This is a genomic window from Neobacillus phoenicis (assembly GCF_047302305.1).
Classification (GTDB): Bacteria; Bacillota; Bacilli; order Bacillales; family Cytobacillaceae; genus Neobacillus.
Map to the genome: position 1 here is coordinate 410784 of NZ_CP154847.1, position 12574 is coordinate 423357.

General features: G+C 38.9%; 14 protein-coding genes. 1 reads left to right on the plus strand and 13 read right to left on the minus strand.

The genetic code is table 11. The features are described 5' to 3' along the window. Positions 1-302: 302 nt before the first annotated feature. From rsmA to metG, 5 genes are all read right to left on the minus strand, one after another. Positions 303-1181 (minus strand): 16S rRNA (adenine(1518)-N(6)/adenine(1519)-N(6))-dimethyltransferase RsmA, encoded by an 879-nt coding sequence (gene rsmA, locus AA0X95_RS02120; protein WP_413304817.1) that lies wholly within the window; start codon positions 1179-1181, stop codon positions 303-305. After that, positions 1174-1737 (minus strand): ribonuclease M5, encoded by a 564-nt coding sequence (gene rnmV, locus AA0X95_RS02125; RefSeq protein ID WP_413304820.1) that lies wholly within the window; start codon positions 1735-1737, stop codon positions 1174-1176. The genes rsmA and rnmV overlap by 8 nt, the downstream gene beginning before the upstream one ends. 209 nt (positions 1738-1946) lie before the next feature. Continuing rightward, positions 1947-3128 carry a ubiquitin-like domain-containing protein gene (locus tag AA0X95_RS02130; RefSeq protein WP_413304823.1) on the minus strand — a complete coding sequence of 394 codons (1182 nt, stop codon included), beginning with the start codon at positions 3126-3128 and terminating at the stop codon, positions 1947-1949. 236 nt (positions 3129-3364) lie between these two features. After that, complete coding sequence (locus tag AA0X95_RS02135) at positions 3365-4132, minus strand: TatD family hydrolase (RefSeq protein ID WP_413304826.1); 768 nt, start codon at positions 4130-4132, stop codon at positions 3365-3367. 247 nt (positions 4133-4379) lie between these two features. Beyond that, entirely contained in the window at positions 4380-6347 is a 1968-nt protein-coding gene (metG, locus tag AA0X95_RS02140) for a methionine--tRNA ligase (RefSeq protein WP_413304829.1), read from the minus strand. A 504-nt stretch (positions 6348-6851) separates the two neighbouring features. Between metG and AA0X95_RS02145 the strand changes: the two genes are divergently transcribed. Then, entirely contained in the window at positions 6852-7136 is a 285-nt protein-coding gene (locus AA0X95_RS02145; protein WP_307282999.1) for an AbrB/MazE/SpoVT family DNA-binding domain-containing protein, read from the plus strand. Positions 7137-7168: 32 nt separating this feature from the next. Here the strand turns inward: AA0X95_RS02145 and rsmI are convergent, their stop codons facing one another. The 8 genes from rsmI to tmk form a co-directional block, all read right to left on the minus strand. Further along, positions 7169-8041, minus strand: coding sequence for a 16S rRNA (cytidine(1402)-2'-O)-methyltransferase (rsmI, locus tag AA0X95_RS02150; RefSeq protein ID WP_413304833.1), 873 nt, complete (start codon positions 8039-8041; stop codon positions 7169-7171). Further along, positions 8019-8306 (minus strand): GIY-YIG nuclease family protein, encoded by a 288-nt coding sequence (locus tag AA0X95_RS02155; RefSeq protein ID WP_413304836.1) that lies wholly within the window; start codon positions 8304-8306, stop codon positions 8019-8021. Before AA0X95_RS02155 ends, rsmI begins: the two co-directional genes overlap by 23 nt. Further along, positions 8296-9036: a tRNA1(Val) (adenine(37)-N6)-methyltransferase gene (locus AA0X95_RS02160; protein ID WP_413304839.1), complete on the minus strand. Its 741-nt coding sequence runs from the start codon at positions 9034-9036 to the stop codon at positions 8296-8298. Before AA0X95_RS02160 ends, AA0X95_RS02155 begins: the two co-directional genes overlap by 11 nt. A 61-nt stretch (positions 9037-9097) precedes the next feature. Then, positions 9098-9529: a DNA replication initiation control protein YabA gene (yabA, locus tag AA0X95_RS02165; protein ID WP_413304841.1), complete on the minus strand. Its 432-nt coding sequence runs from the start codon at positions 9527-9529 to the stop codon at positions 9098-9100. Then, positions 9483-10310, minus strand: coding sequence for a stage 0 sporulation family protein (locus tag AA0X95_RS02170; RefSeq protein WP_413304844.1), 828 nt, complete (start codon positions 10308-10310; stop codon positions 9483-9485). The genes yabA and AA0X95_RS02170 overlap by 47 nt, the downstream gene beginning before the upstream one ends. After that, a complete protein-coding gene (gene holB / locus AA0X95_RS02175) occupies positions 10303-11310 on the minus strand; it encodes a DNA polymerase III subunit delta' (RefSeq protein ID WP_413304847.1) in 1008 nt (335 codons plus the stop codon). Before holB ends, AA0X95_RS02170 begins: the two co-directional genes overlap by 8 nt. A 46-nt stretch (positions 11311-11356) precedes the next feature. Next, complete coding sequence (locus tag AA0X95_RS02180) at positions 11357-11686, minus strand: cyclic-di-AMP receptor (RefSeq protein ID WP_307283017.1); 330 nt, start codon at positions 11684-11686, stop codon at positions 11357-11359. Between the two features lie 145 nt (positions 11687-11831). Further along, a complete protein-coding gene (gene tmk, locus AA0X95_RS02185) occupies positions 11832-12452 on the minus strand; it encodes a dTMP kinase (protein WP_413304850.1) in 621 nt (206 codons plus the stop codon). Between the last annotated feature and the right edge of the window lie 122 nt (positions 12453-12574).

Below are 12574 nucleotides of genomic sequence, written 5' to 3' on the forward strand. Positions count from 1 at the left end.
TAGGCTATGCAAAGTGCATTGTCCTTGTGAAAAGAAAAGCCAAACGCCATTTGCAGAACGCTTGCAACACAAGCTCTTTAAACTTGTCTGTTGATTGGCGCTCCAGGCACTTCGCTTTCCGCGGGCGTGCCGGGGAGCCTCCTCGTCGCTTCGCTCCTGCGGGGTCTCCCCTGCCCCGTACTCCCGCAGGAGTCTTCGTGCCTTCCGCACCAATCAACAGAGTGTATTAAATCATTAATAGGCTTTGACATAGCCTTTTCTTATTAGAAGAAAGAAAAGAAAAAGACCCTTTTATAAGAGTCTTAATGGAAGTATGGATATAGTTGATCGCTTAGCATGCCAAATTCCTCTAAGGAAAGCGTTTCTCCTCTTCGGGTTGGTTCAACTCCGCTGGCAGATAGAGCTGCAAGGATTTCTTCCTTCTTCAGTTTTCCTCCAGGAAGCTGACTGGTTAAATTATTAAGAATGGTTTTTCTCCGCTGCGCAAAACTCGCTTTTGTCACTTGGAAAAAGAAGCCCTCATCCTTCACAATAACAGCAGGCTGGCTTCGCTTAGTTAGTCGAATAACAGCTGAATCTACATTTGGCTGTGGAACAAAAACGGTTTTAGGTACGATCATTACCGTCTCAGCTTCTGTGTAATATTGTATGGCAATGGAAAGAGAACCATATTCCTTAGTACCAGGCTTGGCAGAAATTCGATCAGCTACCTCTTTTTGAAGCATGCAAACAATTCCACGGATCGGCAAATGTTCCTCTAGAAGTTTCATGATAATAGGTGTGGTTACGTAATAAGGCAAATTAGCTACCACCATTACATCCTCTATACCTTGGAATTCCTCCAGCATCACGCTTTGCACATCTGCCTCTAGCACGTCTTTATGAATAACCTTGACATTCGAGTATGGCGACAAAGTGTCATTTAAAATAGGTAATAAGCGTTGATCAATTTCAAATGCCACAACCTTTTCACTCGAACGGGCAAGCTGTTCGGTTAGTGCCCCGATTCCCGGACCAATTTCAATAGCGCCGGAATTCTCACTCAAATCAGCGAAGCTAACAATTTTTTTTAATATATTGGTATCAATCAAGAAATTTTGACCCAGGCTTTTCTTAAAAGAAAAACCATATTTCTCTAGGATAGCCCTTGTTCTCACAGGGGTTGCGATATCTTTATTCATATTCTTCCTCCCGATGCTGGACAACTCTTATTGCTTCAGCAAATTCCTGTTTGCTAATTTGGAACATCATTAAGCGTTTATGCAGTTGTTTTCCATTTGTATAACCTATTTTTAAAATTTCTCCCAGCAGCTCTCTTCGCTCTTTGGCGCCTTCTCCGCCAATTAGACCAGCTGTTAGAAGATCTTCCTGTGTAATGACCTCTGAAGGGTCCTCCCTTAAAATTTGGGCCTCCTTCAATGCTTCTCTAATCGCTTCTGGGCTGGCATGCTCAACCCCAATACCTTTTCCACCCTTTGCAAGCGCAGCCGCCTTTGTCAAAAAGGCATGTTTACAGCCAGGGACACTTTCTGCAATGGTCTTTCTAATTTTCTCACCCGGAAAGTCAGGGTCAGTAAAAATAATGACACCTCTTGTCTCCTGTGCACGTCTTACTTTTTCAATTGTTACTTGATTGACAGCTGATCCGTTCGTTTCAATTGTATCTGCATCAACCGCTCGTTTAATGGCAGTGGTATCATCTTTCCCTTCTACCACAATTATTTCTTTAATCTTCATAATAAAAGCCAATTCCTTCGTAATAGAATTAAGAAAAAATGAAAAAAATTTGAAACAATTCTGTAATGTCCATCGTCTATATTATTGAACAGATTCATACACTAAAGTAAAGAAATAATGAAAAAATAACAAAGTATGTATCGATGTAAGTATAAAGAAAAACTCGGAAAAAGCAAAATGCAGAGGAAGGACCCTCTGCACAGAATAAACTACTGTAAAATTTTAATTTTTACCTTCTTGCGACCCCAACGATAGCAATCCTGGTTAGAGGGCATGAATACATCGATTTTGTATCCTTTTATTGCTCCACCTGTGTCAGCAGCTACTGCATAGCCATAGCCTTCCACATACACCTTCGTTCCTAGCGGGATGATTCTAGGATCCACCGCAATTATTTTCATGTTTGGATTAGCCCGCAAATTTAGGCCTGTTGCCGTACGACCGGAACAACCGTTGCAATTAGCAGTATACGCAGTTGATGTTACGTAAAACTCTTTACCTGTTTCTACTGCACCACGTGAAACCTGTAATGACAAATCCTTTGTTCCTACAGCCACAATTTTATCCTTTTTCTCTTTGAGATTCTGCTCGCTTACTAGTTTCCTAGCCACCTCTTTGCCATTTTCCAGTACCACTTCGTACTGTCTTGACACGAGGCCATGCATTCCTGCACTTAGGACTTTCTCTTTACCTTTTTCTAGACTTTCATCCTTTTTCGTAACCACGGCAAATTGAACTGGTTCTTCCACTACATCGGTGACTTTTTCTACTCGAATGACGTTAACTACACCATTCTTTGAGATGGTTTCTGTTAATGACGGTTCAACTCGGTCAAATTCATTTAGTATAATTCCCTGTTGTGTTAAAAAGTCAGCGACCGTAGCCGAAGTGGTCCAAACTTGTTGTTCTTTACCGCCGTCCACATATGTAAGATGAAAAGCAATTTTTATATCTATATTCATCTTATCTTTTATTGCCGCTTGTGGTTTTGGTGAAACTTGATCATGTCCATTTAATGCAATTTTCTGCTCTTTTAAGAGCTCAGCCACCGTTTGGGCTGTAGTCCAGATCGTTTTCTTCTCGTTGTCTTTGACAATGTGAACCTTGTTTGCTTGCTTCCAAACGACCTTAAGGTGGTCCTTCACCTTAGTATTTGCCTTTGGATACAAGTAGTCTTGTGAGCGAAGCGATACATCCATTTCATCCAATAATTCATTGATTGTATCAGCATGTGTTTTCACGACCATCTCTTTGCCATTCAGAGTTACCGCTACTGTATTCTTCGATCCCTCAAAAAACAGAATCCCCAGAGTAGTTAGCAATACTACGAAACTAGCAAAAATAATGACCCATGACCTTCCACTCAAAGACTTGGGAAACAGGTTTTTCATGTTTTGGAATACGATGAAAAACGCCTCCTTTTCTTGGAGAGATTATGGAAAACCTATTGTCGGCGGTCAATCCCTGCATCACCTGTGAAGGTATTTCTAATTATGCACAAAACTGGAAACTTTGCAAAGAAAAACTTCTCGACACGGTTATCCTATGTAGAAAAGGAGACATGTAGAACTTTTTGTTATCAGAAAAAATTAAGACAAGCTTCCCGTCTCTTCGACAAATTCCCTTATCATTTTATGGCGAATACTTTTTTAGCATTTCGTGTCGTTGCTTCCGCTACTTCTTCAAATGTCACCTCCTTTATTTCGGCAATTTCTTCAGCAACTAGCTTCACATATCCGGGTTCATTGCGCTTTCCTCGATAAGGATGTGGAGCTAAATACGGACAATCTGTTTCAATCAACAGTTTTTCTAAAGGAATTTCCGCTGCTACTTCCTTTGGTTTTTTTGCATTTTTAAAGGTAACAGGTCCGCCAAGCGAAATATAGAAGTTCATTTTTACACATTCCTTTGCTACTTCTGCACTTCCACTGAAGCAATGCATGATCCCACCTACTTCTTCTGCTCCCTCTTCCTTTAATATATCAACGATATCTGCTGTCGCTTCCCGGTTATGGATTACAATGGGCAACTTAACTTTTTTAGCCAGCCGGATTTGTTTACGGAAGACCTCTTTTTGAATATCCTTAGGAGACTTGTCCCAATGATAGTCCAAGCCCATTTCACCAATGGCTACTACCTTTGGATGTGAAGCTAATTCTTCAATCCACCGTAAATCCTCATCCGTCATATCAATAGCATCAACGGGGTGCCACCCCACGCAGGCATACAAAAACTCATATTGTTCTACTAATTCCATTGCTCTTGTAATTGTTGGACGATCAAATCCCACAACCACCATATTGGTGACACCCTCTGCTTGAGCTCTTTCAATCACTTCTTCTAAATCTTCATCATATTGGTCCGCATTTAAGTGTACATGTGTGTCAAATAACATATCTTTTCTCCTTTTTTCTGCAATACTTTCTACTTTTTAATAAAAAGACAAAATTTAGCGAATAATGTTTCACGTGAAACAACGAAAAGCGGAAGCGCCTTGGTTAGCCCTGACAGGCAAATGTTCTTTTGCAATAAAAGTCCGCATTTTGACTTTTATTGCCGAAGGTTATTTGACCCGAGGGGCTAGGAGTTGCAGCTAGACAACTGAAAAGGAAAAGCGCCAAAATTGGCGCTTTTTTCTTACATTATTTTACTTTCGAGCCATTAGGTAAGGTTTGATCAACGGTTGCTAAGGAAAGCTGGCCGTCTTTTGAACCTGCTAAGATCATTCCTTGTGACAATTCTCCACGGAGCTTTACAGGTTTTAAATTAGTAATACAAATCACCTTTCGTCCTACTAATTCTTCAGGCTTATAATATTGGGCAATTCCAGAAACCACTTGACGCTTTTCATAACCCAAATCAAGCTGCAGTTTCAAAAGCTTGTCTGCTTTTTTAACTGGCTCCGCTTGAATGACTTCTGCTACACGTAAGTCAATCTTCATGAAATCATCTATAGAAATTTCATCCACAAGCTCTGGTTTTTCTTCCACTTTTTCCTCTTTCTTTTCTTCTACTGCTGGAGTTGACCCTTGCATTTTCACTTTAATGAATTCTACTTCTTCAGCAATTTCCAGTCTAGGGAATAGAGGCGCATCTTTTTCAACCTTTGTTCCACTTGGAATCATTCCAAAGCTTTCAAGACTTTCCCATGTTTTAAGCTCCTCACCATGAATCCCAAGTTGCTTAAAGATACCACCAGGTGTACGCGTTAAGAAAGGTTGTAAAAGAATGGCCACTCTTCGTAGTGATTCTGCCAAATGAACCATAACACTTGCAAGCTCACCTTTTTTCTCCTCGTCCTTCGCTAATGTCCACGGTTGTGTTTCATCGATATATTTATTAGTCCTGCTGACTAAATGCCAAATCGATGTTAATGCAACTGAAAACTCCATTTTCTCCATGGCCTCTTCATACTTTTGAATGGTATCATGATTCATTTGCAGCAATGACTCATCAAATGCTCCAACTGAACTGGTGTACTCAGGAATAACACCATCAAAATATTTTTCTATCATTGCAACAGTCCGATTTAACAAGTTTCCTAAGTCATTGGCTAAATCAAAATTGATTCTTTCAACAAATCCCTCCGGTGTAAATACACCATCTGCACCGAATGGTACCTCTCTTAATAAATAGTAGCGAAGAGCATCTAAACCGTACCGGTCAATTAATGTAACAGGATCCACCACATTCCCTTTCGACTTGGACATTTTGCCATCTTTCATTAATAACCATCCATGAGCAAATACCTTCTTTGGTAAAGGCAACTCAAGAGCCATTAACATAATGGGCCAATAAATCGTATGGAAACGGACAATTTCCTTCCCTACAAGATGAACATCTGCCGGCCAGTAATTTAAATATTTGGAGTCATTCTCCGTCCCATATCCAAGGGCAGTGATATAATTGGATAAAGCATCAATCCAAACATAAATGACATGCTTTGGATCTCCAGGAACTTTAATTCCCCAATCAAATGTCGTTCTAGAAACCGCTAAATCTTCTAAACCTGGTTTAATGAAATTATTAATCATTTCATTTTTACGAGACTCGGGTTGGATGAACTCCGGATTTTCCTCATAATATTGTAATAACCGATCTGCATACTTACTCATTCTAAAGAAGTAGGATTCCTCTTTGACGAGCTCTACTGTTCGGCCGCAATCTGGGCACTTTCCTTCTACTAATTGGCGGTCCGTAAAAAAGGACTCACATGGAGTACAATACCATCCTTCATATTGATCGAGGTAAATATCCCCTTGCTCCAATAGTCTCGCAAAAATCTTTGACACCACTTGCTTATGTCTTTCTTCTGTTGTACGGATAAAATCATCATAAGAGATATCAAGCTTTTTCCATAGCTCTTTGATTCCATCTACAATTCCATCCACATACTGTTGTGGTGTAATATTTGCTTCTTCCGCTTTACGCTGAATTTTCTGTCCATGCTCATCCGTTCCCGTTAAGTACATGACATCATATCCGCGCATCCGTTTATAACGTGCCATTGCATCACCTGCAACAGTCGTATAGGCATGTCCTATATGTAAATTCCCACTTGGATAGTAAATAGGTGTGGTAAGGTAAAACGTTTTTAATTTTTCCTCCATTATATTTCCTCCTCATCAGAAAAGCACAGCACTAAAGGTAAACCATTACCCGGCTAAAAAGCCTAAATCTCATCTACCCATTATTGCCTTTTTTTCCCGCTTCTATCATCAAAATATACCGAAAAAAAAACTTTTGTGCAAGAAGACGCTTTTTTAGAAACTTTTTTAAAAAACCTCTTCCTACCCCCATAAAACAGGTGACGAACTCGAAGAATATATTGGATTAAGTCTATTATTGTAGAAATTTGTCGAATGTTGTATGATTCATTTAAATAAACATTTGAAAATCCAATAATATTAAAAATCTGTGACAATTGTATGAATTTTTAGTAAAACCTTGTTAAATCAACGTTTCTTAACTTGGAAAAATTTTTCTCTTGTTTTTAAAATAAAATAATTGACGAATATGGGAAGTACTGGTATTATAAATCTGTAAGAATTTTGTCGAATAATGACGAATAAAAATAGATAAAATATCGTACTATTGAGAGGAGATCACTTTAAATGAAATCTACAGGTATTGTTCGTAAAGTTGATGAATTAGGTCGTGTAGTTATTCCGATTGAATTAAGACGTACTCTTGGAATCGCTGAAAAAGACGCTCTAGAAATCTATGTGGATGATGAGCGCATTATCTTAAAGAAATACAAGCCAAACATGACTTGTCAGGTAACTGGTGAAGTTTCTGATGATAACTTAGCACTTGCAGGTGGAAAGTTAATTCTAAGCCGTGAAGGTGCAGAGCAATTATTAGCAGAAATTAAAAATAACTTTGAATTAGCAAAATAAAACTCCGGGCACGTAAAGTGCCGGAGTTTTTTTTATTCAATATGATATGCTTGATACACTTCTCTTTTGTTCAGTCCGCGGTCTTTAGCGGTTTGTTTTATAGCATCTTTAGAAGAAATATTTTCAACTGACATATAGTGATTGACATGCTCTTCTATTGATAAGTCTTCCCACCAGCTAGTTTCCTCTTCTACCTCTTCATTTGTGCCTTCAACAATGATACAAAATTCTCCACGAATCTCATCATTATGTGCCCACTCGATTACTTCTTCAAGTGTTCCTCTAATAAACTCTTCATACTTCTTTGTTAACTCCCGGCAAATAGCAATGTTTCTATTTCCCAAAACTTCAAGCATAACGGCTAGTGTCTCTTTCAGCCTATGGGGAGATTCATAAAATATTAGGGTGGCCTTTTGCCACTTTAAAACCTCTAATTCAGCCCGTTTGTCTTTTTTATTTCGATGTAAAAACCCATAAAAATAAAAAGGCTGACAGGTTATACCTGAGGCAATTAAGGATGTTAATGCGGCATTAGCTCCAGGTAAAGGAACGACCGTTACATTCTCGCTAATAGCTGCTGAAACCAGCTCGTAACCAGGGTCAGAGATAGCTGGCATACCTGCATCACTTACAAGAGCTACCTTTAACCCTTGTTGTACCTTTTGAATCAGTTTCTCCCCACTCGTTTCCTTATTATGTTCATGATAGCTGACAATCGGAGTGTCAATTTCAAAGTAGTTACAAAGTTTTTTTGTATTTCTAGTGTCTTCTGCACCAATCAAGTCAGCTTCTTTTAATATCCTAATTGCCCGGAAACTCATATCTTCCAGATTTCCAATCGGAGTGGGAACAAGGTATAGAATCCCCTTATTTTCTTCATTCTCAAAGCTTTTCTGTTGCCACATGTTCATCACCCGTTTCGCGTATTAAAAACTCGACCTTTTTCTTTCGAGTTAAACTTTTAAAATGATGCTCTGCCCTCAGTGCATCCCCTTTATGATCAAAACCTTTGTAGTAGGTCAGCTTTACCGGCCCTCTTCCCCGAGTATATTTGGCGCCTTTTCCCTCATTATGCTGCATCACTCGGCGCTCAAGGTTAGTGGTATAGCCGCCATAAAGACTTCCATCCTTACATGTTAGCACATAAAAGAAGTGGTTGTTATTCTCCATATAAGATTGCCCTTATTTCCGGGGTATACTGATCATCCTCATCATAAACAAACAGCGGCGGGGAAATTTTTAAGTCAGGACTGCCATCTTTAATTGCTTCTACTAACAAGGTATTAGCCTCTTTCCCCTTCTTAGGATAGACAAATTGAATTCGTTTTGGCTCTAATCTGTACTGCCGCATTAGAGTGATGATATCCAATAGTCTGCCCGGACGATGGACAAAAGCTACCTTTCCTCCCTGCTTTACTAACTGACTCGAAGCCTTAATCGCATCCTCAAGGGTACAGAGAATCTCATGCCGAGCTATCGCTAAATGTTCATTGGGATTCACTTCATCCTTTGATGAAGTAAGAAAGTAAGGAGGATTACATGTAACCACATCAAATTTTCCATATCCCAGCTGCTTTGGCATTTCCTTTATGTCCCCATGAATCATATGTAACCGATCTTGTAGACCGTTATATTCAATACTTCTAATCGCCATATCATATAAACGCTCTTGTATTTCTACACCCGTAATTTGCCCCTTAGTCCGAGTACTTAAAAACAACGGAATGACGCCGTTTCCACTACAAAGATCAATCAGATTTCCCTTTTGTATTGGTACGTACACAAACCGCGCTAATAATACAGCATCGAGTGAAAAAGCAAAAACGGAGGGGCTTTGAATAATTCTTAAATTCTCAGCTAGTAAAAAATCAAGCCGCTCATCATCTTTTAAGTTAGCCACACGTAATCATCCTATCTTAAAATGTATGAAAATAGAGGCTGATTTCGTCAGCCTCTTTAGGTTATTTCTTATTAAGAAAAGAAAGACAAAATAAACAATCGCCTTCCTTACGCAAGCTTCCAAAATGAAGGTTGCAAATATGAAACCCTTCTTGATAAAGACGGGCGAGGTTATCATATCCTTCACCAACATCAAAAGGTTTTACCCCAGGAGCTGCTTCAGGGGTTATCCCCTTCTTATTCTTTATCTCTTTCTTGTTATCCTCCGTGGTTACATCTAAACGGCGCCTCAGATGTTCATTTTCAAGCTTTAAATAATGATTCTCTTCTAGTATTTCAGCTAGGTGCTGCTTTAATTCTCCTAGTTGCTGGTATAGATGTCCAATTTGTGTTTCCATATTACTTACTGACTCAAAAATTTCTTTTTTATCCACGTCTTCCACCTCATTAATCTGTGGATTGTATAGAAAAGGCACCTTCTTTAGTGATTTCATCCAAAGTATACTCCAGAACACGCTCTTGTTCCTTTAGTTCAACCTGAAGCACCCGCTCTAATATATTTAATCCTACTACTTTTCCTGTACCTTGTGGTGTTTCAATGATTTCTCCTAAATCTGGAAGCAGTTCTTTTGCAGATTCATATTCATCATTTTCATATTTTAGGCAGCACATCAACCTGCCACATAAGCCAGAAATTTTGGTAGGATTCAATGAAAGGTTTTGATCCTTTGCCATTTTAATTGAAACAGGATCGAAGTCACCTAAAAATGTAGAGCAGCATAGCATCCTCCCACAAGGTCCGATGCCCCCAAGCATCTTGGCTTCATCACGTACGCCAATCTGTCGCAATTCAATTCGTGTTCGAAAAATAGCTGCTAAATCTTTTACTAGCTCACGGAAATCTACTCTTCCATCGGCAGTAAAGTAAAAGATGATCTTATTTCGATCAAATGTATATTCAACATCCACCAGTTTCATATCCAGCTGATGTTCATTGACTTTTTCATTGCATACCTCATAAGCTTCCTGAGCCGCAAACTTGTTTTCTTCGACAATCATTCGATCCTTTTGGTCCGCAATTCTGACCACCTTTTTTAATGGAAGGACGACATCGTGCTCCTCTACCTGTTTACGAGCAATGACAGCCTTTCCATATTCAACGCCACGGACCGTTTCAACAATGACAAAGTCATCCTTTTGAATGGAGAGGTCTCCTGGATCAAAATAATAGATTTTCCCCGCTTTTTTAAAGCGTACTCCTACAACATCATACAAATGAAGATCCCTCCTGCAATTTTAACACAAGCTGTTCCATCATCAGCTGAGGATTCATATTTGCCTGCAGCTTTCTTTTCGCATCAAGAATAGCTGACATTTGATCCGATATGCGCCGTCCAGATGATTGCAAGGCAAACTGCTTTAACCGCTCGTTTTCTTCTATGAAAACAATTTGCTCCTGCTTATCTAGCTGTATATATAGTAAATCCTTAAAAATAAGAAGTAAAAGATCTAAACCACGATTAATTTGTTCTTTTTCTTTAAAGTGTAAAAACCAATCTCCTTGGAGTGTGACCATTGCCTCCAACGGATTTTTTTTCAACACCTCATATAATTTTAACACTATTTTTTGGGCTTGTGCAAACCATTCATCGACATTTAATTTAAGAGCTTCTTCCAAATTATTAGTAAGCTGAGCCAATAATGGCGCATTAGTTGGTTTTACGCCGTTTTCAACCAGTTTTTTAACCATCACTTGAGGGGATAAAGGTTGGAATGCTAATATTTGGCACCTAGAAAGAATAGTAGGCAAAATTTGTTGCATTTGCTCCGTCAACAAAAAGGCTACTGTTCCTGGATTAGGTTCCTCAAGGAACTTTAAAAGACTATTAGAAGCACTTACACTCATTTTATCAGCATGAGAGATTAAGTATACTTTTTTCGAAGATTCTACACCTTTTTTAGCAAACTCTGCTTGTAGATTCCTAATCTGCTCCACTTTAATCGATAGCCCGTCCGGTTCCACAATATGGACATCGGGATGATTTCCATTATTGATTCGCCGGCAATTATTGCAGGATTCACATGGTTTGTAACCATCGATAAGTGCTTCACAATAAAGGGATTTTGTTAGCAATAACCCTATTTCCCTTTTACCTGTTCCTCTCATGCCTTCAAATAGGTACGCATGGGCCACTCGATTTTTCACTAAGCTGTTTTTTAGCATTTTTAAGACGGTTGGCTGTAGCTCCTCTAGTTGATCCCATGATTTGACCAATGTAATCACTCACTTACTGTATAAGATTCTTAGCATATTCATCTCTTTAGAAATGTAAGGATTGTTCGATTGGAAGAACGAAAACTGTTGCACCGCCGACTTCTACTTCTACGGGGTATGGAACAAAGGAGTCTGCATTTCCACCCATAGGTGAAACTGGTGACACTAGCTGTTCCCTAGCCCTACAGTTTTCTTTTATAATTTGAAGTGCTCGGTCAACCCGAATATCTTCCGTCCCAATCATAAATGTGGTGTTCCCCGATTTTAAAAATCCACCTGTACTGGCTAGTTTTGTAGCCCTAAAATTATTTTCTATTAAGGCCTTTGATAATCGGTTACTATCCTGGTCTTGGATAACAGCAATAATAAGTTTCATATGGAACACCCTTTCTTCTTAATCTGTCGGCAAAAGTTTTCTTATCTATATTATAACAGGTTATTGTCCCGCTTACATTTGTTATAGAAAGGAACACAAGATTAATTCCTGTTAGGTCAAAAAAAGACCTAACATCTGTAGGCCTTTACTTTTCTAGTTTGTTTTTTATCATTTTTACTGTTTGTTTATAGACTTCTTCAACTGTACCTGAAGCATCAATACGCACAATTCGATCTGGGAAACGTTCCATTAATAGATAATATCCATCTCTTACTTTCTGATGAAAGTCAAGATTTTCTAAATCTAGACGATTAACTTCTCTTTCTTTATTTTTGTTAATCCGTTTTAGCCCTAACTCTGGCTCAATATCAAAGTATATGGTTAACTGGGGCATTAACTCTTCAATAGCAAACTGGTTTATGGACCATACCTCATCAATTCCTAGGTCCCTTGCATATCCTTGATAGGCTAGTGAACTATCAACAAACCGATCACATAAAACCATTTTCCCTTCCTCAAGAGCAGGTTTTACCTTTTCAATCAAATGCTGTCTACGTGCAGCGGCATATAGCAATGCTTCTGTTCTCGGATCCATAGCGGTGTTCTCTTTGTTTAGGATTACTCTGCGTATTTGTTCAGCAATATCGATGCCGCCAGGTTCTCTTGTCACCATGGCCTCTTTAAAATAATTAGCGACCATGCTTAAAATTGTTGTTTTTCCGGCACCATCTGGACCTTCAAACGTAATAAATATTCCACTGTTCAAAAATAAAACCTCCATATATAAAAAAGCGCACTATATTTTATCGCTGTGTTAAAAAAACTGGTTGTGATTTCCGCTCCAGGCACTTCGCTTTCCGCTCCAATCAACATTGTTTGGTAAATTAA

Bases quoted from the DNA above. Each gene is read 5' to 3' on its own strand.
- AA0X95_RS02135 (WP_413304826.1), bottom strand. From the start codon at position 4,132: ATGTTATTTGACACACATGTACACTTAAATGCGGACCAATATGATGAA.
- rsmA (WP_413304817.1), bottom strand. From the start codon at position 1,181: ATGAATAAAGATATCGCAACCCCTGTGAGAACAAGGGCTATCCTAGAG.
- AA0X95_RS02145 (WP_307282999.1), top strand. From the start codon at position 6,852: ATGAAATCTACAGGTATTGTTCGTAAAGTTGATGAATTAGGTCGTGTA.
- rnmV (WP_413304820.1), bottom strand. From the start codon at position 1,737: ATGAAGATTAAAGAAATAATTGTGGTAGAAGGGAAAGATGATACCACT.
- metG (WP_413304829.1), bottom strand. From the start codon at position 6,347: ATGGAGGAAAAATTAAAAACGTTTTACCTTACCACACCTATTTACTAT.
- AA0X95_RS02130 (WP_413304823.1), bottom strand. From the start codon at position 3,128: ATGAAAAACCTGTTTCCCAAGTCTTTGAGTGGAAGGTCATGGGTCATT.
- AA0X95_RS02155 (WP_413304836.1), bottom strand. From the start codon at position 8,306: ATGGAGAATAACAACCACTTCTTTTATGTGCTAACATGTAAGGATGGA.
- AA0X95_RS02180 (WP_307283017.1), bottom strand. From the start codon at position 11,686: ATGAAACTTATTATTGCTGTTATCCAAGACCAGGATAGTAACCGATTA.
- rsmI (WP_413304833.1), bottom strand. From the start codon at position 8,041: ATGTGGCAACAGAAAAGCTTTGAGAATGAAGAAAATAAGGGGATTCTA.
- yabA (WP_413304841.1), bottom strand. From the start codon at position 9,529: ATGAAATCACTAAAGAAGGTGCCTTTTCTATACAATCCACAGATTAAT.